Here is a 19,327-nt window from a genome sequence, read left to right on the forward strand (position 1 = left end):
GTGCGAGGCCGCTCATGTTCAAGGTCCAGATCCAACCCCGATGGACGCTGCACGCCGCCGACGGGCAGCCGCTGCCGGCCAAGCTGATCGAGCTGCTGCAGGGCGTGCACGAAACCGGCTCGCTGGCCGCGGCCTGTCGCCGCGCCGGCCTGTCGTATCGCTACGCCTGGGGCCTGTTGCAGCAGTCGCAGGCGCTGTTCGGCGCGCCGCTGCTGCGCATGGCGCGCGGCCGCGGCGCGCGCCTGACCGCGCTCGGCGAACGGCTGGTGTGGGCCGAGCAGCGCATCGCCGCGCGGCTGGCGCCGACCCTGGACAGCCTGGCCTCGGAGGTGGAAGTCGAACTCGGCCGCGCGCTCAGCGCGCAGGCCGCGCCGCCGCGCGTGCACGCCGCGCACGGCTTCGCGGTGGAGACGCTGCGCCGCTTTCTCGACGAGGCCGACGCCGCGGTCGACCTGAAGTACCGCAGCCCCGGCGAAGCGCTGGACGCGCTGCGCGCCGGCGCCTGCGACCTGGCCGGCGTGCACCTGCCGATCGGCGAATTCGAGCGCGACATCCTCGCCCACTACGCCGAGCGCATCGACCCGCACGGCGACCGCGTGCTGCACCTGGCCACGCGCCGCATCGGCCTGATCCTGGCGCCGGGCAACCCCAAGCGCATCGGCGCGCTGGCCGACCTGCTGCGCAGCGACGTGCGCTTCATCCACCGCCAGCCCGGCTCCGGCGCGCGCCTGCTGCTGGAACGGATGCTGGCGCGGCAGGGCCTGTCGATCCGCGAGGTGCGCGGCTGCGGCATCGACGAACTGACCCACGCCGCGGTCGCGGCCTACGTCGCCAGCGGCATGGCCGACGCCGGCTTCGGCCTGGAGACCCCGGCGCGGCGCTACGGCCTGGAATTCGTGCCGGTGGCGAGCGAGCACTACTTCTTTCTGGCCCGCGCCAGCACGCTGGAATCGCCGGCGCTGGCCGAGGTGCTGGCGATCCTGCGCAGCGAGCGTTTTCGCGCCGAGCTGGGCAAGCTGCCCGGCTACGACGCCGGGCGCTGCGGCGAAGTGCAGACCCTGCCCGACGCCTTCGCTTCGGCGCGGCAGGTGTTTGCGTGAGCGCATATCGACGCTGCGGCGCCGGTGGTTCCTGCGGATGCCTGAGTCCGGATCGATGGAGGCTCACGGGGTTCGCGGAAGCTTTTTTTGCGTGGTCGCGACTTGCGTCGCTCCTACAGGGCTTTCGTTCCCGCCCGAACCCCCTGTAGGAGCGACGCAAGTCGCGACCGCGACAACGCAACATCCGCGAACCCAACCGTCGCTGTCGTCGCATCGACCGCAACCACGGCCCGAAACGCACAAGGCGCGGGAAACCCCGCGCCTTGTGCGTGCGTCCGACCCGCGCCGCCGCCTCAGCGGATCGGTTCGTCCAGCATCAGCTCGCGCACGAACCGCACCGGCGGCGCGCCGTAAGACAGCACCTGGTCGTGGTAGGCCTTGATCTCGAACTTCGGGCCGAGCTTTTCCTCGACCGCGCGGCGCATGTCGAAATGCTCTTGCGCGCCGACGAAGTAGGTCGGCAGCTGCGCCGAGGTCAGCTGCGCGCGCACCCACTTGCCGGCGGCTTCGCGCTCCTGCTGGAAGGTCTGCTTGACCATGAAGTCCATCGCCTGCTCGCGGCTCCAGTCCTCGACCTGCACGCCCTGGTCGAGGATCGCGTTGCCGATGCTGCGCAGGTAGAACTTGAGCTGGACCAGGCGGAACAGCGGGTCGTTGTCGAGATAGCCCGAGTCGGCCATCAGGTCTTCGGTGTCCACCGCCCAGCCTTCGGCGAACACGCCCGAGCGCAGCACCGCGCGCAGGGTCGAGGGCGCCTTGGCCGAGTGCGCGCCTTCCAGGTAATGGCCGGGCATGGCTTCGTGGATCGACAGCAGGTGGATCATGCGGGTGTTGTACTCGCGCAGGAACGAGTCCACCTGCTGGTCGTTCCAGTCGCCCGGGATCGGCGAGATCGCGTAGTAGGTGTCCAGGCCCTTGTCGAGCGGGCCGGGCGAGTCGCAGTAGGCCAGCGCCACGCCGCGCTGGAATTCCGGCATCAAGATCACCTTGACCGGCGCGTCGGGCACGGTCACCAGGTTCTTGGCGCGGGTGAATTCGGTGGCCTGGGCGAGGGTCTGCTTGGCGAAGTCGACGACCTTGTCGCGCGGCGCCTTGTCGGCGTAGGCCAGCTCCAGCGCCGCCTCGATCGCCGCCTGCTGCTGCTCGGGCGTGGGCTTGTCCGGCAGCGCCGGCGCGCCGGGCTTGTCCTTGAGCTGCTTGACCGCGATGGCGTACATCTCGCCGCGCACGCGCGCCAGCTCGGCCTGCGCGCGCTGCATGATCTGCGCGCGCGACAGCGAGGAGTTCAGCGAGAACTTGAGCTTCTCGTCGTACAGGGTCTGGCCGATGCGGAAGTTGCCGCGGGCGTTGGGCACCAGGGTCTTGTCCAGCCAGGCCTGCTGCTCGGCCACGGCCTTGCGCAGGCCGGCGACGGCGGCGTCCAGGCGCTTGCGCTGCTCGCCGCTGAGCTGGCCGGCGTTGGGCGCGATGAAGGTGTCGATCAGGCTCAGCACGCCGGCGTTCTGCTTGGCCACGGTCTCGGCGTGGATCTTCGGCACCCGCGCCGGGTCCAGGTTGGCGCGGGCCTGGGCGAACACCTGCGGGATCTTCTCCATGCGCGCGGTCGCCGAGACCAGCCGTTGCGGCATCGGCGCGAAATCGCGCGCCATCAGGTTGTAGATCGCATCGCCGGCCAGGCCGCTGTAGACCTGCGGGTCCCAGGCCCAGCTCTGCAGGGTCTGCAGGTTCCACACGTCGGCCTGCAGGCGGTTGCGCAGGATCAGCGCGTCGACCTGGTTCTCGCGCGAGAGCTTGGCCGCGTCGATGGCGTCGAGTTCGCCGAGCAGCTTCTGGTTGAAGTCGAGCTGGGCCTGGCGGCCGGCGGCGCTGAGGTCGTCGATCTCGCCATCGAAGCGGTGGTCGCCGATCTGGGTCGCGCCGACCGGGTTGAGCTTCAGGAAGCCGTCGAGCCAGCGCTTGGACAGCGCGGCGAAGGCGGCGTCCACGGCCGGGTCGGCGGCTGACGCGGCCGCGGGCGCGGCGGCGGCCGGCGCGGCCGGGGCGGCGGTGTCGTGCGGCTTGCAGGCGGTCATGGCCAGGGCGAGCAGGGCGGCGGAGAGGGCGAGGACGAGCGGCGAAGGGCGCAGCGGACGCATGGGCATCTCGGGGCAGTAGGACGGCGCGGGGCCGGTTGGCGCGCAGGATAGGGCATGGCCGTGACCGGCTGCATGGGTCATTGGTCGGGGCGGACCGGCGGCGTCGCGGCGGCCGATCGCGGCGGCGTTCGCGCTGGCGCGGGCGCGCCGGGGTGGGTTTGCCGGGACGGCGTTTTCGCGGTCAAGGCAACCGGCAGGCCGGGCAAAGCCGCCTGGGCGGTGCCGGGGCGGTGCGGGCCGCGGTTGCGGCGACGATGCGCCGGCGCCGGGTGGGGGCGGGGGCGGAGGCGGGCGTGGGGTTGCGCGTGTGAGCGCTCCCGGGGCGTTGTCTGAGCGCGGGGGCGTTCGGGTGGGGCGATTGTCGGTTTTGCGGGGGGCGCGGGCTTTGGGTTGGCGCGGTCGCGGCTTGCGCCGCTCCTACAGGAGGCCAGGGTGGGGTTTTGCGCATTTGTCGTGCCGGGGGTCTGATTTCGGGGGCGTCGCGGGGGTGGGTTTCATAACCATCGGTAATGCCTTCATGCGCGCTCGGTGCGCGCTGGATGCGGTGCCGGCCGGCGCTGCGGCCGCGATCGCCTTGCGCGGCGGGCTTCGCGGCTGAACAGGGCGGCCGGCGCTGTCTGTGCGCGGCCGCGGCGCTGGCGATTTTTTCGCCAATTCCCGCCGCCGCTTCGATTGACATCGCTTTATCGCGATGCAACATAAGCCCCGTCGCCGGCCCCGGCCGCGACCTTCCTCCGCAACCGACTCCGCCGCCGTGAACGCATACCGCCCGACCTTCCTGCCATCCGCCAGCTGCCGCGTTCGCGGCGGGTGTCGCATGGCGATGTGTCGGCGCTGAGACCGCCGCGCCCCGCGCACGCCGCTCCTTCGTTCCGTTCGCTCCGCAGATCGTCCAGGTTGCCGCTCATGCATTCCCGCACGCCCGCACGCCATCGCCGCTTCCGCGCACCGCCCGCACGAATGCGCGCGGCCTGTAGCGGGCGGGCGACGCCGACGCTCTAGACGAGCGACCGCCGGCCGAGCCTGCCGACTCTTTTTACCGACCCGCGCGGCGGGCGACCTGCGGCTTGCGCCGCATTCGTCTCTCTCCCCTCCCAACGACCGCGCTGCGCCAAACGCAGCGCCGGCGGCCGCGCGCCGTCGCGGGCCGGATTTTTCTTCGCGTTTTCGCCTTCGTTTCGCCTCCCTCTCCCACGTCTTGCAGGAAACCCCCATGTCCTTCCCGTACCTCCGCAATCCCCAGGCGCGTTACCGACGCCTGCCGCTGGCGCTGGCCCTGGCGTTGGCCGCGCCGTTGGCGCAGGCCGCCGACCCGGCCGACGCCGCGGCCGGCCCCGGCGTCACCCTCGATGCGGTGCAGGTCACCGGCAGCAACCTCAAGCGCAGCGACGAAGCCGGGGTCAACCCGGTGCTGGTGCTCGATCGCGCGCAGATCGAGAAGAGCGGCAAGGTCACCGTGTCGGACCTGCTGCGCAGCCTCACCGTCAACAGCGGCAACAGCTTCAACGAGCAGTACACCGGCAGCTTCGCCAACGGTTCGGCCGGCGTCTCGCTGCGCGGGCTGAGCCAGAAGAACACCCTGGTGCTGGTCAACGGCTACCGCGTGGCGTCCTACGGTTTCGCCCAGGGCACCCAGGACAATTTCGTCGACCTCAACGCGCTGCCGCTGGGCGCGATCGAGCGCGTGGAGATCCTCAAGGACGGCGCCTCGGCGCTGTACGGCTCCGATGCGATCGCCGGCGTGGTCAACCTGATCCTGCGCAGGAAGATCGAGGGCGTGGAACTCGACGCGTCGTTTGGTGCGGCCACCGAGGGCGGCATCGACCAGCGCAGCCTCGGCTTGCGCGCCGGCCGCGGCGACCCGGCCAAGGACGGCTACAGCCTGCGTTTCAGCCTGGACGTGTTCCAGCGCGGCCAGCTCAACGCCGACGAGCGCGACCTGACCCGCGACGGCGATTACCGCGACCAGCCCGGCGGCCGCCTGGCCGGTTGGTCCACCCAGGGCGGCGCGTACCTGGGCAACCCGCGCGCGCCGGTCGCCTTCGCCTGCCAGCCGGGCACGCAGTCGCGTCCCTACAGCGACTTCGGCAGCCCGCTGCCGGGCAACGCCTGCGCGTTCAACACCCAGCCGTTCCGCACCCTGATCCCGGACGTGGAGCGCTACCAGGCGCTGGTCGCCGGCGACGTGCGCTTCAGCGACACGCTGCAGGGCTTCGGCGAGATCCTCTACAGCACCAGCCACAACGGCGCCTACTTCAGCGCGCCGATGACGGTCGGCGCCGGCCTGCGCGCCTACGACCGCGGCACCGGCCGCCTGGTCGACATCCCGGCGGTGCTGCCGGTCGGCCATCCGAACAATCCCAACGCGGTGCCGACCCCGTTCGAGTATTCCTTCCTCGACCTGGGCGCGCGCTACAAGATCAACAAGTCGCAGTTCTACCGCACCTTGTTCGGCCTGCGCGGGCAGGGCCAGGTGTGGGACTGGGAAGTCGCCGCCAGCCACTCGGAAAGCCGCCAGCGCGAGTACGTGCGCAACTTCCTCGACCGCTACGCGTTCGAGCAGGTGCTGGCCGACGGCAGCTACGACTTCGTGAACCCCTCGCGCACGCCCGGCGCGCTCGACGCGCTGCGCCTGTCCACGCGCCGGCCGGGCACGTACCGCCTGAGCACGCTCAGCGGCAAGATCTCCGGCTTTCCGTTCCAGTGGCGCGCCGGCGACGTCGGCGTGGCCGCGGGCGTGGAGTTCCGCGACGAGGCCCAGGACGCGCGCACCAGCCCGCAGGTGCTGTCGGGCACCGAACTGCGCCCGGCGATCAACCTGATCGACGGCGACCGCCGCGTCGCCGCCGCGTTCTTCGAGCTCAGCCTCAAGCCATGGGACGCGGTGGAAGTACAGTTGGCCGGCCGCGGCGACCATTACAGCGATTTCGGCAGCGCGTTCTCGCCGAAATTGGGCGTGCGCTGGCAGCTCAACGACGATTTCCTGCTGCGCTTCAACGCCTCGCGCGGCTTCCGCGCGCCGTCGCTGCCGGAGATCGCGCAGAGCACCACGATCAGCTACGGCTCGGTGATCGATCCGTTCGACCCGGTGCAGCCGGGCGCCTCGCGCGGCGTGACCGTGCTGCGCGCCGGCAATCCGGACCTGAAGGCCGAGCGTTCCAGCAACGTCAACCTCGGCCTGCTGTGGGCGCCGGACGCCGACACCAGCCTGGGCGTCGACCTGTACCGCATCCGCCAGGACGACCTGATCGCGCCGGACAACGTGCAGTTCGTGGTCTCCAACCCGGCCGCCAATCCGGGCCGGATCACCCGCGACGCGCAGGGCCGCCTGCAACTGGTCGAGAACCGCTACGCCAACCAGGGCACCTTGACGACGACCGGTTTCGACGTGGAAGGGCGCAAGGTTTGGCATGCCGGCGACGACACCTGGACCCTGGACGGCACCTGGACCCGCTTGTTGAGCTTCGAGCAGCCGCTGGTGGCCGGGCAGGCCAAGCGCGACGGCGCCGGCAACAACCTGTTCGGCGCGCTGCCGAAGTGGCGCGGCATCACCTCGCTGGCCTGGAACCGCGGCGACTGGAAGACGCAGCTGTCGTGGCGCTACATCGGCGGCTACGGCCAGAAGGTGGTCGATGCGCGCAGCAATCCGGGCCTGCGCGGCAAGGTCGAGGATTACCACCAGTTCGATCTGTACGTCGGTTACGAGGGCCTGCGCGACACCACGCTGTACGCCTCGGTGCAGAACCTCGGCGACAAGGCGCCGCCGTTCGATCCCGCCGGCGGCGCGCTGCCCTACGACATCACCCAGTACGACGCGCTCGGCCGCTTCGTCACCGTCGGGGTGAAGTACACGTTCTGAGCCGCGCCGCGGCGGCGATGGACGCACGGGCGGGGGCTGCGGCTCCCGCCCGTTTTTCTTGGTGCGCCGCGGTCGCGCGCGTCGGGCTGCGGCGCGGCGTTGCCGCCGCATGGCGGACGCGCGCGCCGCGTTGCCGGCACGACGACCGGCGGATGCGTCCGACCGCGTCGCGATGGCATAGTGCCGCCAGCCAAGACGGCAACGGAGATCGAACATGGAGCACACCAACAAGCCCGCCTCGCCCCAACGCGCCGCGACGATGCGCTGGCTGCTGCTGGCGACGCTGGCCGCCGCGGCGCTGGGCTGCGCGCAACACGGCCCCGCCACCGGCGCCGCGAACGAGTCCGCGGCGGCCAGCGAGGCGCCGGCCGGCGGATCGGCGCCGCGCAGCGCCGATGCGGGCGAGCAGGCCAAGGCCGACCTGGGCGTGATGCTGGCCTACGAGCACCGCGTGCGCGTGCGCCTGCCCGGCGACAAGATCGCCGCCCGCGCCAAGGCGGTGCAGGACGCCTGCACCGGCGGCAAGTTCGGCCCGTGCGCGGTGCTGGGCATGGATCAGAGCGGCGGCGATTCGCCCTCGGCCCGGTTGCAGGTGCGGTTGGTGCCGCAGGCCGTGGAGCCGCTGATCGCGCTGGCCGGGCAGGGCGAGCAGATCGCCGAGCGCGGCATCCAGGCCGAAGACCTGGCGGTGGCCGTGCGCGACAACGCGATGCGCCGCGACCGTCTGCGCCGCGAGCACGCGCGCCTGCTCGAATTCCAGGAGCGGCGCGACCTGAAGATGGCCGATGTGCTGACCCTGTCCGAGCGCATCGCCGAGATCGAATCGCAGTTGCAGGCGGCCGAGCAGGAAGCCGCGCAGCAACAGCGGCGGATCTCGACCCAGCTGATCAACTTCGAGTTCGGCACCACCCTGGGCCAGGAGAGCAGCAGCGAGATCGGCGAGGCGGTGCGCGACTTCGGCGGCATCGTCGCGGCGGTGATCGCGTTCCTGATCCGCGCGCTGGCGGTGCTGCTGCCGCTGGGCATCGTCGGCGGCGCGTTCGTGTGGCTGCTGCTGAAGTTCCTGCGCGCGCGGCGGGCGCGGCGCAAGGCGGCCGGCGGCTGAGCGCGGCCGCGCGCGGGCCGGGCGCCGGGTGCGTCCGGCCGCGGCGCGCGCTCAGCGTTCTTCGTCGGTCTCGAACTCGACCAGCACGTCCAGGTCGAAGGCCAGCGCTTCCACCGCCTCGCGCACCTTGTTCGCGGTGGAGGCGTTGGGCGCGTCGATCTCCAACTCGTGCACGCCGGGGCCGGTGTCGTCGGGCAGGCCGGCGGAACTGGAATCGGCATCGTCCATGTGCGGCATCAAGTCGGCGACTTCCTCGACGTGCTCGATGCCGTCGAGGCTGCCGAGCAGGTTGCCGATCGCGCGCGCGTCGTCGTCGTTGCCGGTGATACGCAATCGAAGCAGAGGCATGGCGGACACCTGGGTCGCGGGGATGTCTGGAGGCTAGGCAGCGGGCGGCTAAATCCGCGTGAATGCAGCGCGATGGCGGCGTGCCCGGCGGCCGTTGCCCGGCCTCGCGCAGCGCGTCGCGCCGCGTCACGGCGCGTCGCGCGAAGCCGCACGCGAAGTCACACCGGCTGCATCGGGACGGAGTAGGGTAGCGGGCATGACCAGCATGCCGATCGACGACGCCTCCGCCACCGGCACCGCGACCGCCCCCGGCGGCCTCGCCCTGCGCCCGCTCGAACGCGGCGACCTGCACTTCATCCACGTGCTCAACAACAACCGCAGCGTGATGGGCTATTGGTTCGAGGAGCCGTACGAGTCCTTCGTCGAACTCGAAGAGCTCTACCGCAAGCACATCCACGACCAGTCCGAGCGCCGCTTCATCATCCAGGACAGCGCGACGGAGCGGATCGGGCTGGTCGAGCTGGTGGAGATCGACCACCTGCATCGCCGCGCCGAGTTCCTCATCATGATCTCGCCCGAGCACCAGCGCCGCGGCCATGCGCGGCTGGCGACGCGGCTGGCGATCAACTACGCGTTCCGGGTGTTGAACCTGTACAAGCTGTACCTGCTGGTCGACGTGGACAACACCCGCGCGATCCGCATCTACGAGGACGCCGGGTTCCAGCGCGAAGGCCTGCTGGTCGACGAGTTCTTCAGCGACGGGCGCTACCACGACGTGGTGCGCATGTGCCTGTTCCAGCATCAGGTGCTGGGGCGCGTAGGCAAGTAGCCGGCGGCGGTGGGCGGGCCTTCGGGCCTGGGATGCGCGTGCTTCTGTGCAAGAGCCTTGCGGCCCGACGCCTGTGCTTGTGTGGGAGGGCCTTCAGGCCCGAGGCTTTCCGCTCCGATCGCGACGATCTGAAACAAAAGCATCGGGCCTGAAGGCCCTCCCACAACAGCGAAAGCTTCGCTCTGAGGGGCTTTCCCGCAAAAGCGAAAGCCTTGGTCTTAAGGGCCTTGCCACAAAAGCGAAAGCCTTGGCCGGCAAGACCCTCCCACCATGCGCTCAGCCCTTCTGTTCGCGTACCGGCAGCGGCATGTTGCAGATGTTGATGTGCCCGGCCGGCTGCAGGTACCAGTCGTCGCGGCGGTTGCGCCGCGATTCGACCAGCTCGGCGAACAGCGGCGTATCGGTGCGCAGCACTTCGAGCCTGGCGCGCTGCGCCTCGGGCACGTCGGCGGCGAGCGCGATCGAGACGATCGGCGCGCGCTCGGCGGGTTTCTCGTAGAAGCCCAGCGCGCCGGTGCCGCGCGGCAGTACCGACAGCAGCTCCATGCCCTGCACGACCCGGCCGACGGTGGTGATGTTGCGGTCGAGATGACGCGGCGACTGGCCGATCACCACGTACAGCTCGCTGCCGTTGCTGGAATCGGCGGCCATGTCGCGGCCGGCGCCGACGGTGCCGTAGCAGTGCGCCAGCCAGCTCGAACCGGTGGCGGAATCGCGCGCGGCCGGGAAGCCGTCGACGAAACCGGCCTGTTTCGCCCAGCCGTCGTTGTCGGGCAGCACGGTCATCTTCAGCCCGGCGCTCTTGCGCGCGAACTCGGCCGGCAGCTTGTCCTTGGCGCCGGGGCCGAGCGGCTTGCGCTTGGCCGCGTCTTCTTGCGGATCGCCCCACTGGACCACGTAGTTGTCTTGCGAGCGGTTGACGCTCAGCCCGTTCCAATAGCCGTTGTGGGCCAGCGCGCGGATGTTGGCGACGTGCTCGGGCGCGAACTGCGGCGCCAACTCGATCACCGCGCGGCCGCGTTCGAGTTCCAGGTAGATCGTGTTGCGCGGGTCGAGCGCGCGCCAGTCGGAGGGCTGGCTGGCGTCGAGGATCTGCTGCAGGGTGCGGCCCTTGGGCGGGGTCGCGGCCGACGCCGCGGCGGCGGCGAGCAGCGATGCGGCGAGCAGGGCGGTGCGCGGAATGAAAGTCATGGGCGTGGTCGTGTCCGTGTGTGTAAGGGCGTGGCTCAGGCCTGGCGCGCGTAGTCGCCGCGGATGAATTCGGCGAAGTCGTCCTGTCCGGGAAACCGATTCTCGATCACGAAGCGGTAGTTGTCGCCGTCCAGTTCGTAGCGATAGCGCGCCTCGCCGCGCGGCGTGCGCTTTTCGAAACGCAGGACCTCGCCGTCCCAGCGTCCGCGCGCGGGCTCGGGCGGGAAGCCCAGCGAGTCGAACCACCACCACAGCACGTCGCCGCTGTCGGGCTCGACCAGGAACACGCCGTGGCCGCGGAACACCACCTGGCCGTCCTTGTCCTGCTCGTAGTCCTGCAGCAGGGCGATGCCGTCCAGCCCGACCCGGAAGCGGCTGCGCCCGTGGGCCGGGCCGCCGGTGCCCCAGGGCGAGGGCTGCGCCAGCTCGGCCCCGGCCCAGTCGCCGGCGAGGCGGTGCAGGCGCGCGAGCTGGGCGGGATCGGGGCGGGGCAATTGCATGGCGGCTCCGGCGGTCGGTTGGGCGGTCGGCGAAGCGTAGCCGGGGGCGGGCCGGCCGGGGAGGGCGGCGGCGCGGCCTTCCCCCGTGCCGGAGCGGCCGATGACTACCGGCACATTCGCTATAGCGAACTTCGTAATAGCCTGGACACCAGACTAGCCCAGGGGCCCCGCCCGTGACCGATCTCGACAGCCATTTGCGCAAGTTCCAGAAGGAGCTCAGCACCGGCACGGTGTCGCTGGCGCTGCTGGCGGTGCTGGGCGCGGCGCGCGAGCCGATGTACGGCTACCAGATCGCCAAGCGCCTGGAGCGCGAAGGCGAGGGCGTGCTCAGCGGCAAGCAGAGCGCGCTGTACCCGGTGCTGCGCAACCTCGGTGCGGCCGGCCTGCTCGACAGCCACGTCGAGCCGTCGGTGACCGGGCCGCCGCGGCGCTACTACCGCATCACCGACAGCGGCCGGGAGGTTCTGCGCGAATGGACGCAGGCCTGGCGCGCGACCCGCGATTCCGTCGATTCCGTCCTGCAGGGGCTCGAACCATGACCGCCATAGCCGGCACCGCCCATTACCCGCCCGAAGCCGACTCCGCGCCGGCCGGCGCGCAACCTTCCGACCCGGCCGCGGCCGCCAGCGCCGCCGCCGGCCTGCCGCGCTCGATCCCCGACTACCTGCAACGCCTGCGCGCCGCCCTGCGCGGCGCCGACCCGGCGCTGATCCAGGACGCGCTCTACGACGCCGAGGAGTACCTGCGCGCGGAAATGGCCGAGAACCCGGGCCGCAGCGAGGCCGAGGTGATCGCCAGCGTCGCCGGCAGTTACGGCGCACCGGACGAAGTCGCGGAGATCTACCGCGACACCGAAGTCAAAGTGCAGACCGCGCTGCGCCCGCCGAAGCCGGCGCCGCGCCGTTCCTGGTTCGGCCGCTTCTTCGGCGTGGCGCTGGAACCGCGCACCTACGGCGCGCTGTTCTACATGCTGCTGTCGCTGGCCACCGGCACGTTCTACTTCACCTGGGTCGTCACCGGCGCCTCGCTCTCGGCCGGCCTGCTGATCCTGATCATCGGCGTGCCGCTGCTGATCCTGTTCCTGGGCTCGGTGCGGGTGCTGGCGCTGGTCGAGGGCCGGCTGGTGGAGACCATGCTCGGCGAGCGCATGCCGCGGCGGCCGCTGTACAGCGACCGCGAGCGGCCGTGGCTGGAGCGGATCAAGGAGATGTTCACCGATCCGCGCACCTGGGGCACGCTGCTGTACCTGCTGCTGATGATGCCGCTGGGCACCGCCTATTTCAGCGTCGCGGTGACCGCGCTGGCCTTGTCGCTGTCGCTGATCTTCGCCCCGATCGCGCAGTGGACGGGCCTGTTCCACGGCAACATCTGCCTGGACTACGCCTGCACCAACGCCGGCCCGTGGGGCGCGGTGCCCGAGGCGATGCTGTGGCCGCTGTGCCTGCTGACCGGGATCGTGTTGCTGTTCGCGACCATGCACCTGGCGCGCGGCATCGGCTACCTGCACGCGCAGTTGGCCAAGGCGCTGCTGGTGCGCTGGGGCTGATCGCGACGTAGCGATCGCCTGCCTGTAGGAGCGGCGCGAGCCGCGGGCGCGATACCGCACCTGCGACGCAAGCGAGGTATCGCGGTCGCGGCTCGCGCCGCTCCTGCAGGCAGTGGGTGCGAGTTCGCGGAACTGGAAGCCGCAACGAAAAAGCCCGGCGCGCAGCCGGGCTTTTTCGTTGCGTTCGCGTTCGGCTTACGCCGCGTAGCGGGCGATGAACTCGCGCACCTGCGGATACACCTGCTCGCGCCAGCGGCGGCCGCTGAAGATGCCGTAGTGGCCGGCGCCGTCGACGGTGATGTGCTGGCGCTGGGATTCGGCCACGCCGGTGCACAGGGTGTGCGCGGCGCGGGTCTGGCCCTGTCCGGAGATGTCGTCGAGCTCGCCTTCGATGGTCAGCAGCGCGGTGTTCTTGATCGCGCCGGGGTCGACCCGCTCGCCGGCCACGTCCCACAGGCCGCGCGGCAGCAGGTGCTGCTGGAACACGACTTCGATGGTGTCCAGGTAATACTCGGCCGGCATGTCGAGCACGGCGTTGTATTCGTCGTAGAAGCGGCGGTGCGATTCGGCGTCTTCCAGGTCGCCCTTGAGCAGGTCCTGGTAGAAATCCCAATGCGACTGGAAATGCCGCTCCGGGTTCATCGCCACGAAACCGCTGTGCTGCAGGAAGCCCGGGTACACGCGGCGGCCGCGGCCGGGGAAGTTGGCCGGGACGTGGTGGATCAGGTTGCTCTCGAACCACCACAGCGGCTTGTGCTCGGCCAGGTCGTTGACCTTGGTCGGGCTTTCGCGGGTGTCGATCGGGCCGCCCATCATCACCAGCGAACGCGGGGTCGGCTCGCCGCGCGCGGCCATCAGCGACACCGCCGCCAGCACCGGCACGGTCGGCTGGCAGACGCTGATCACGTGCAGGGTGTCGGCGCCGATCTGGCGGATGAAGTCCTGGATGTAGCCGACGTAGTCGTCGAGGGTGAAGGCGCCGTCCTCGGTCGGGACCATGCGCGCGTCGATCCAGTCGGTGATGTAGACCTTGTGGTCGCGCAGCAGGGTACGCACGGTGTCGCGCAGCAAGGTGGCGTGGTGGCCCGACAGCGGCGCGACCACCAGCACCGGCGGATCGTCCTTGAGCTCGGCGATGTTGCCGGCGTCGTCGGCGTAGCGCTTGAAGCGCAGCAGCCGGCAGAACGGCTTGCGCGCCATCTCGCGCTCGATCACCGGATAGGTGTCGCCGTCGATCTGGATCGAGTGGATGCCGAACTCGGGCTTCTCGTAATCCTTGCCGATGCGGTAGAGCAGTTCGCACCCGGCCGCCACGCGCGAAGCGCCGGGCAGGGTGGACAGCCAACTGCCGGGCGCGGCGAACATCTTGGAGCCGGCATCGGCCCAGTAGGTCATCGGGGCCATCCAGGCGCGGCCGAGTTCGTGCATCTGATAGAGCAGCATTCGGGTCGGACTCTCAGTGGCGGGCAGGGCTGGCGGGAGAGGGTAAACGCAACCGGCGCCAACGATTTGCTGCGGCGCAGCATAACGGATTGGGATGGCCGTCGCGTGAAAGCGCGGTTGCTGTCGCTGGCAGGGTTGAGATGAGGCGGTTTCGGCACGGTTTCGGCGCGACCGGCTGCCCCGCGGTTGCAGCTTGCGCAGCTCCTACCGTCGCAAACGAGGCTACGGCCGCCCCCCTGTAGGAGCTGCGCGAGCCGCGACCGCGCTTCCGCGCTTACGACGCAACCTGCTGTCCCGCGGTCGCAGCTAGCGCAGCTCCTACCGTCGCAAACGGGGCTACGGCTGCCCGCTGTAGGAGCGGCGAGAGCCGCGACCGCGCCACCGCGCTTACGACGAGACCTGCCGTCCCGCGGTCGCAGCTTGCGCAGCTCCTACCGTCGCAAACGGGGCTACGGCCGCCCGCTGTAGGAGCGGCGCGAGCCGCGACCGCGCTACCGCGCTTACGACGCCACCAACCCGCCGGCGACGCGTCGCCGGCTCAGGACGAGGTCTCCAACGCCGCCGTGCCGCCGGCCAGGGCCGGGCCCAGCCACAGGTGCGAACCCAGCGCCGCGAACCCCTGCGCCGCGAAACGCTCGCGATAGAACTTCGCCGGCCGGCGCTTGAAGCCGTCGGTGTCGCCTTCGATGCCGTCCTCGCGGGCGAAGGTCTCCAGGAACGCCACCCCGCCGCACAGTTCGGCCACGCCGGCCAGGCCGCGCTCGAGTTCGCGCGTGTCCAGGTAGTGCATGACGTCGCTGCAGATCAGCAGGTCGGCCGGCGCGCAGGGGCGCAGGAACTCGAAGTCGCCGAAGCGGGCCAGGTGCAGGTTGCGGGTGCGACCGAAGCGCGCAACCGCGTACTGGCTGGAGTCGAATCCCAGATACTGCACGCGCGGACGCAGCTTCAGCAGCGGCGCGCGCCACGGGCCTTCGCCGCAGCCGATGTCGAGCACGCTGCGGATCGGGCGTTCGAGGTGGTATTCGGCGGCGGCCACGGCCAGGGCGACCTTGCGCGCCAGCCGCGCGGCGCCGCCGATGGCCTCCTGTTTGAGCGCGGGATCGCGGTACCAGCGCTGGAAGTAGTCGCGGTCGTATTGTTTGCTCATGCGGTGTCGGGCGTTGGTTGAGGCGCCTGCGCAGACGGCGGCCGGGCGCGGGGGCTGCGTGGAACGTGGCATCCTAACGCGCCAGGACGCGCCCAGGCCGCGGCGCGGGCTTGCAGCGTCGGCAATCCGCGAGCCCGCGCGCAGCGTCCGGGCTTGCGTATCGCGCCGCCGCCGCCGCCCGCAGCGATCCGGCCCGCCCCTCAGCACCGCCACCTGCCTTGTATCGGGAAGCCAGCGATGAACGCCTATCTGTGGACCAAGACCTTCCATATCGTGTTCGTGATCGCGTGGATGGCCGCGGTCTTCTACCTGCCGCGGATCCTGGTCAACATCGCCGAGAGCCCGGGCGAGCCGGCGGTGCGCGCGCGGCTGGCGCTGATGGGCCGCAAGCTCTACCGCTTCGGCCACATCATGTTCGGCCTGGCGTTCGTGTGCGGCCTGCTGATGTGGCAGGGCTACCGCGTGTTCGGCGACGGCCTGCCGCAGATGTTCGCCGTCGGCGGCTGGCTGCACGCCAAGCTGACCCTGGTCGTGGCGCTGCTGGTCTACTACAGCTTCACCGGCCGCTGGATCAAGGGCGTGGACCGGGGCCGCGCGCTGCCGTCCTCGCGCACGCTACGGCTGTTCAACGAGCTGCCGTTGCTGGCCTTGATCGCGATCGTGTGGCTGGTGCTGGCCAAGCCGTTCTGAGCAACCGACGCCACGCAGCCCCGCCGCCACATCCCCGAAACCCGGCCCTCCCCGCCGGGTTTTGCTTTCAGCCCCAAGCCCCCTGCAGGAGCGGCGCAAGCCGCGACCGCGCCACCGCGCCTGCGACGCAACCGCGAGGCCGCGATCGCGACTCGCGCGGCTCCCACCGCCGCCGCGCCGCGCCACCGCCGCGATTTTGCGTTTGCGGTCGCTTCGCCCGCGCCCGCGATTTCCACAGCGCCTGTGGACAAGCATGCGGACAGACGCCGTGGAATCGGGTTCCACGCCTTACGCCGCAAGGCCTGCGCAAGATTGACCATTTTTTGGCCAGCGCGTGCCCACGCACGCCGACTTGGCTTTGCACGGCAGTTTCACGGGTTCCACGCCGGCGCGTTCCTGCGTTTCGCAGCCTGAGCGACGCCGCTGCGCTATCCACACACGCTGTGGACAAACTTGCGGACAGTTGCCTTGGAATCGGGTTTCACGCCTTGTGCGACGGGGCTTTCGCGACTTTGGACAGTTTTTGTCCAGGTGGGGAAATGCCTGGAAATCCGGCACGAACCGCGGCGCCGTCGGCCGGATGCGCGCGGCGCGCGGGGATTTCCCGCGCGACGCTATCCACATTGCCTGTGGACAAACTTGCGGACACTGTCCGTGGAATCGGGTTTCACGCCTTATGCGACAAGGCCTGCGCAAGTTTGGCTAAATTTTGTCCAGCGGCCGGAAGCGGCGAAAATCGCGGCGGCTTGACGGATCCTCGCGCATCGCCTAGCCGACGCGCCGCGCGCGGCGCATGAGCCGCGCGGCTGTCCACACAGGCTGTGGACAAGCTTGCGGACACTTGCCGTGAATCGGGTTCCACGCCTTGTGCCGCAAGGGTTCGCAAGGATTGGTCAAATTTTGGCCATGCGCGCGAGGCGCGACCTTGGCCCGCCGCCGGCCGGAATCTGCCGGCGCCCGCGCGGCCGCGGGCACGCGGCTACCCACGCAGGCTGCGGACCCGCGCGAGCAGGTCGGGTTCCACGCCCGCTGCGGCGAGGCCTGCGCGGGATCGGCACTGGCTTGTCCAAACCCTTCGCGTGGCGTCGCCGCCGGGTGGCGCGAACGCCACGCGCCCTGGCCCCGGCCGCGCTCGCGCACGCCCGTCGGCCGCCCTCGGCGAGGCGCCGGCCGCCCTTACAATGCCGCTTCGCCGTTCGCGCCGGGTCCAGGCGTACGCAACCAAGGCAAGCAGGAGAAAGGCCCATGGGACACAGGATGTTCACCTTCGATCCCAAGCAAGAGAAAGCGCTGTTGGGGGTGGTGCTCGTATTGGTGGCCCTCGCCCTGTACATCGCGGCGTGGCGCTCGCTGTTCGAGCCTTCGGGCCGGAGCGGGGATTTCGAGGCGGGGTGGATGTTGGCGGTGTCGATGGTCTTCACCTACCAAGCCGGCTATCGCAACATCGCCAAGCGCCTGGGGCCGCTGGTGTTCGTACTGGCGTTCCTGCTGCCCACGGTGCTGCAGTCGATCGGCGTGGCGATCAGGTTGGTCCGGCTCTATTTCTGATCGGTCTGCGCATGATCGCAGCGCCCCGTCCGGGGCGCCCTCGTTCGCGCCGGCGATGGATGCGGGCGCATCGCCGCCAGGGCGGGCCGGCCATCGGCGCAAAAAAAACGGCGGCCCGCGCACGGGCCGCCGTCGGTTCTGCGTCGGCGCCGACCGACCGGCCGGCGCCTGCGCGCCTCAGCGCGCGCTCTTGAAGTCGTCGGGCTTGGGCAGGGTCACCGGAATCTGCCGGGCGTCGCAATCGCCCTTGGCGCACAGCGAGGCGCGCAGCTTGGGCATGGACTGCAGCAGGAAGTGGTAGATGGTGTTCTGCTCGACGCTGCCGCGCACCGCCGCGCTGCCGGGGCCGCGCGCCCAGATGCCGACGTCGTCGCCGCCGTGGGTCTCGCTGCTGGTCGGCACCAGCGCTTCCTGCATGTAGTCCGGGGCTTCGGTGTCGACCCGGGTCAGGTCCGGGCGGCCCTTCTCGATCTCCAGCGTGCCGCTGACGGTGTGCGGGAAGGTGTGCGGGCCTTCGGGCTGCTGCGCGCTGGCGCCGGTGTAGCCCGGGCCGTTGCTGTAGTTGAGCGTGGTGTAGGGCTTGCCGAGCGCGTCGCGGGCGTAGTCGTTGGGGTCGCCGTCTTCGCCGCTGGTGCCGCGCACCTTGCCCAGCATCGGGTTGCCGCGGGTCGGGTAGCCGACGAAGCTCAGGGTGTGGGAGTGGTCGGCGGTGACCAGGATCAGGGTGTCGTCGGCCGAGGTCGCCTGGTTGGCGGCGTCGACCGCTTCGCTCAGGGCGATGGTGTCGGTCAGCGCGCGGTAGGCGTTGCCCATGTGGTGGGCGTGGTCGATGCGGCCGCCCTCGACCAGCAGCACGTAGCCGTTGGGGTTGCGCTTGAGCCGCTCGATCGCCGCCAGGGTCATTTCTTTCAGCGAAGGCTCGCCGGCGCCGTCGCGCGGGCGGTCGTGCTCGAACTGCATGTGGTCGGGCTCGAACAGGCCGAACAGCGGCTGGTCCTTCGGCGCCGCGGCGAGCTGCTTGGCGTTCCACACGTAGCTGCCGCCGGGGTGGCGCTGCTTCCAGGTCGCGATCAGGTCGTGGCCGTCCAGGCGCTGGCCGACCTTGTCGTCGTACTCGGGGTCGCGCTGCTCGACGGTCATGAAGTTGGCGCGGCCGCCGCCCATCAGCACGTCGGGGCCGGCGCCGTACGGGCTTTCGATCATCTGCCGGGCGATGTCGAGGCAGCCGTCGGCCTTGGCCTTCTCCGGCAGGTCCATGTCGTTTTCCCAGTTGCGGTCGGCCGAATGGCTGAAGGTCGCGCCGGGGGTGGCGTGGGTGACGCGGGTGGTGGTGACCACGCCGGTGGCCAGGCCGCTGCCGGCGGCGAGTTCCCACAAGGTCAGCATCGGCGCCTTGAGCGCTTCGGCGCAGTCGCCGCGCGCGCCCTTCTGGCCGATGCTGAGCACGCCGGCGCGGGTTTTGACGCCGGTGGCCATGGCGCTCATGGTGCCGGCCGAGTCGGGGGTCTGCGAATCGGTGTTGTAGGTCTTGCTCAGCGCGGTCGAGGGGAAGCGCTCCCAGCTCAGGCGGTTCTCTTCGCCCGGCGCGCCCTTGAGCTGGCCGGCGAGGATGCGTGCGGCGGCGACCGTGGTCAGGCTCATGCCGTCGCCGACGAACAGGATCACGTTGCGGGCCTTGGCCGCCGGCGCGCCGCGCTGCGCGGCCTGGGCGGCGCCGTCGCGGTACCACCAGGCCGGGGTCTCTTCCTGCGGATGCTTGATCGTCGGCACGTCGATGACGACGCCGGCCGAAGGCGCGTCGGCGCGGGTGGCCGGCGCGGCGGCCGCGCAGGCGGTCAGCAGCGCGGGAACGAGGAGGACGGAGGCGGAACGCAGCTTGGACATGGGCGGGCCGGGCGATGAACGGACAAGCCGGCGATTATGCCCTGGGTGCGTGACGGCGAAAG

General features: G+C 70.7%; 15 protein-coding genes. 8 read left to right on the forward strand and 7 right to left on the reverse strand.

Annotated elements, in window-relative coordinates; all coding sequences use genetic code 11:
- Nucleotides 1-14: 14 nt before the first annotated feature.
- Entirely contained in the window at nucleotides 15-1,100 is a 1,086-nt protein-coding gene (locus BLV01_RS05460) for a substrate-binding domain-containing protein (protein ID WP_091795010.1), read from the forward strand.
- 293 nt (nucleotides 1,101-1,393) lie between these two features.
- Here the strand turns inward: BLV01_RS05460 and BLV01_RS05465 are convergent, their stop codons facing one another.
- Nucleotides 1,394-3,172, reverse strand: coding sequence for a DUF885 domain-containing protein (locus BLV01_RS05465; protein WP_254782536.1), 1,779 nt, complete (start codon nucleotides 3,170-3,172; stop codon nucleotides 1,394-1,396).
- Nucleotides 3,173-4,448: 1,276 nt separating this feature from the next.
- On the opposite strand from BLV01_RS05465, the gene BLV01_RS05470 reads away from it, so the two are divergent.
- Both BLV01_RS05470 and BLV01_RS05475 read left to right on the forward strand, forming a co-directional pair.
- On the forward strand, nucleotides 4,449-7,094 hold the full coding sequence (locus BLV01_RS05470) for a TonB-dependent receptor (RefSeq protein WP_091795016.1): 2,646 nt from the start codon (nucleotides 4,449-4,451) through the stop codon (nucleotides 7,092-7,094).
- 214 nt (nucleotides 7,095-7,308) lie between these two features.
- Nucleotides 7,309-8,199 carry a DUF4349 domain-containing protein gene (locus tag BLV01_RS05475; protein ID WP_091795019.1) on the forward strand — a complete coding sequence of 297 codons (891 nt, stop codon included), beginning with the start codon at nucleotides 7,309-7,311 and terminating at the stop codon, nucleotides 8,197-8,199.
- A gap of 51 nt (nucleotides 8,200-8,250) precedes the next feature.
- Here BLV01_RS05475 and BLV01_RS05480 read toward each other — a convergent pair whose 3' ends face one another.
- Nucleotides 8,251-8,547, reverse strand: coding sequence for a hypothetical protein (locus BLV01_RS05480; RefSeq protein ID WP_091795021.1), 297 nt, complete (start codon nucleotides 8,545-8,547; stop codon nucleotides 8,251-8,253).
- 196 nt (nucleotides 8,548-8,743) lie between these two features.
- Between BLV01_RS05480 and speG the strand changes: the two genes are divergently transcribed.
- Complete coding sequence (gene speG, locus BLV01_RS05485) at nucleotides 8,744-9,316, forward strand: spermidine N1-acetyltransferase (RefSeq protein WP_217633453.1); 573 nt, start codon at nucleotides 8,744-8,746, stop codon at nucleotides 9,314-9,316.
- A 276-nt stretch (nucleotides 9,317-9,592) separates the two neighbouring features.
- Here speG and BLV01_RS05490 read toward each other — a convergent pair whose 3' ends face one another.
- Complete coding sequence (locus BLV01_RS05490; protein ID WP_175485786.1) at nucleotides 9,593-10,507, reverse strand: peptidylprolyl isomerase; 915 nt, start codon at nucleotides 10,505-10,507, stop codon at nucleotides 9,593-9,595.
- Between the two features lie 35 nt (nucleotides 10,508-10,542).
- Complete coding sequence (locus BLV01_RS05495; RefSeq protein WP_091795024.1) at nucleotides 10,543-11,007, reverse strand: DUF1579 family protein; 465 nt, start codon at nucleotides 11,005-11,007, stop codon at nucleotides 10,543-10,545.
- A gap of 173 nt (nucleotides 11,008-11,180) precedes the next feature.
- On the opposite strand from BLV01_RS05495, the gene BLV01_RS05500 reads away from it, so the two are divergent.
- Both BLV01_RS05500 and BLV01_RS05505 read left to right on the forward strand, forming a co-directional pair.
- Nucleotides 11,181-11,546 (forward strand): PadR family transcriptional regulator, encoded by a 366-nt coding sequence (locus BLV01_RS05500; protein WP_091795027.1) that lies wholly within the window; start codon nucleotides 11,181-11,183, stop codon nucleotides 11,544-11,546.
- Nucleotides 11,543-12,553, forward strand: coding sequence for a sensor domain-containing protein (locus BLV01_RS05505; protein WP_254782523.1), 1,011 nt, complete (start codon nucleotides 11,543-11,545; stop codon nucleotides 12,551-12,553). Before BLV01_RS05500 ends, BLV01_RS05505 begins: the two co-directional genes overlap by 4 nt.
- Before the next feature lie 195 nt (nucleotides 12,554-12,748).
- Here the strand turns inward: BLV01_RS05505 and phaZ are convergent, their stop codons facing one another.
- Entirely contained in the window at nucleotides 12,749-13,993 is a 1,245-nt protein-coding gene (phaZ, locus tag BLV01_RS05510) for a polyhydroxyalkanoate depolymerase (RefSeq protein WP_091795871.1), read from the reverse strand.
- A gap of 541 nt (nucleotides 13,994-14,534) precedes the next feature.
- Entirely contained in the window at nucleotides 14,535-15,143 is a 609-nt protein-coding gene (locus BLV01_RS05515; protein WP_091795034.1) for a class I SAM-dependent DNA methyltransferase, read from the reverse strand.
- A gap of 237 nt (nucleotides 15,144-15,380) precedes the next feature.
- On the opposite strand from BLV01_RS05515, the gene BLV01_RS05520 reads away from it, so the two are divergent.
- Entirely contained in the window at nucleotides 15,381-15,833 is a 453-nt protein-coding gene (locus BLV01_RS05520) for a CopD family protein (RefSeq protein WP_091795037.1), read from the forward strand.
- Between the two features lie 1,245 nt (nucleotides 15,834-17,078).
- Nucleotides 17,079-17,381, forward strand: a complete 303-nt coding sequence (locus BLV01_RS05525; RefSeq protein WP_139178517.1) for a hypothetical protein — start codon at nucleotides 17,079-17,081, stop codon at nucleotides 17,379-17,381.
- Nucleotides 17,382-17,558: 177 nt separating this feature from the next.
- Here the strand turns inward: BLV01_RS05525 and BLV01_RS05530 are convergent, their stop codons facing one another.
- Nucleotides 17,559-19,265 (reverse strand): alkaline phosphatase, encoded by a 1,707-nt coding sequence (locus tag BLV01_RS05530; protein WP_091795045.1) that lies wholly within the window; start codon nucleotides 19,263-19,265, stop codon nucleotides 17,559-17,561.
- Between the last annotated feature and the right edge of the window lie 62 nt (nucleotides 19,266-19,327).

This window comes from Lysobacter sp. yr284 (assembly GCF_900107375.1).
Lineage (GTDB): Bacteria > Pseudomonadota > Gammaproteobacteria > Xanthomonadales > Xanthomonadaceae > Lysobacter.

Coding starts and splice junctions, on each gene's coding strand:
- BLV01_RS05525 (WP_139178517.1), top strand. CDS start 17,079: ATGGGACACAGGATGTTCACCTTCGATCCCAAGCAAGAGAAAGCGCTG.
- BLV01_RS05515 (WP_091795034.1), bottom strand. CDS start 15,143: ATGAGCAAACAATACGACCGCGACTACTTCCAGCGCTGGTACCGCGAT.
- BLV01_RS05470 (WP_091795016.1), top strand. CDS start 4,449: ATGTCCTTCCCGTACCTCCGCAATCCCCAGGCGCGTTACCGACGCCTG.
- BLV01_RS05505 (WP_254782523.1), top strand. CDS start 11,543: ATGACCGCCATAGCCGGCACCGCCCATTACCCGCCCGAAGCCGACTCC.
- BLV01_RS05475 (WP_091795019.1), top strand. CDS start 7,309: ATGGAGCACACCAACAAGCCCGCCTCGCCCCAACGCGCCGCGACGATG.
- BLV01_RS05465 (WP_254782536.1), bottom strand. CDS start 3,172: ATGACCGCCTGCAAGCCGCACGACACCGCCGCCCCGGCCGCGCCGGCC.
- BLV01_RS05520 (WP_091795037.1), top strand. CDS start 15,381: ATGAACGCCTATCTGTGGACCAAGACCTTCCATATCGTGTTCGTGATC.
- speG (WP_217633453.1), top strand. CDS start 8,744: ATGACCAGCATGCCGATCGACGACGCCTCCGCCACCGGCACCGCGACC.
- BLV01_RS05490 (WP_175485786.1), bottom strand. CDS start 10,507: ATGACTTTCATTCCGCGCACCGCCCTGCTCGCCGCATCGCTGCTCGCC.
- BLV01_RS05495 (WP_091795024.1), bottom strand. CDS start 11,007: ATGCAATTGCCCCGCCCCGATCCCGCCCAGCTCGCGCGCCTGCACCGC.
- BLV01_RS05530 (WP_091795045.1), bottom strand. CDS start 19,265: ATGTCCAAGCTGCGTTCCGCCTCCGTCCTCCTCGTTCCCGCGCTGCTG.
- BLV01_RS05480 (WP_091795021.1), bottom strand. CDS start 8,547: ATGCCTCTGCTTCGATTGCGTATCACCGGCAACGACGACGACGCGCGC.
- BLV01_RS05460 (WP_091795010.1), top strand. CDS start 15: ATGTTCAAGGTCCAGATCCAACCCCGATGGACGCTGCACGCCGCCGAC.